Source organism: Gluconobacter thailandicus F149-1 = NBRC 100600, assembly GCF_000964465.1.
In the GTDB taxonomy this organism is placed as follows: domain Bacteria; phylum Pseudomonadota; class Alphaproteobacteria; order Acetobacterales; family Acetobacteraceae; genus Gluconobacter; species Gluconobacter thailandicus.
Window position 1 is genome coordinate 1 of the sequence record NZ_BANH01000123.1, and the last position, 407, is coordinate 407.

Below are 407 nucleotides of genomic sequence, written 5' to 3' on the forward strand. Positions count from 1 at the left end.
CTGACAGAACAGGCTGGCCGTTCAAAGCGCCTGATGATCGATGCAACACATCTCAAGGCACACAGAACGGCGGCGTCTCTGCTCAAAAAGGGCTTTTCCCCGTCATATCGGACGGACAAAAGGCGTCCTGAACTCAAAACTCCATGCCGTATGCGATGGTCTGGGCCGGCCTGTCCGTCTTCATCTGACTGCGGGACAGGTCAGTGACTTCAGAGGCGCAGACGTGCTTCTGGCAGATCTTCCCGACGAGACAGAAGAAGTCATTGGGGACAGAGGCTATGACAGCAACCGGATCAGGTTATCGCTTGCAGAACGCAATATCACTGCCTGTATTCCCCCGAAGAAGAACCGGGAATCAAAGCTGCCTTACGACTGGCATCTGTATAAAAAGCGCCACCTCATCGAAA

1 protein-coding gene and 1 pseudogene are annotated in these 407 nt (G+C 53.8%); both read left to right on the top strand.

Features of this window, described 5'->3' with window-relative positions; genetic code table 11:
* Positions 1-207 (top strand): annotated as a pseudogene (locus tag B7444_RS17320) (hypothetical protein); the annotation flags it as partial.
* Positions 161-407 (top strand): transposase (locus tag B7444_RS16525; protein ID WP_252365390.1); only part of this gene is annotated, 247 nt, incomplete at its 3' end. The pseudogene B7444_RS17320 and the gene B7444_RS16525, both read left to right, overlap by 47 nt.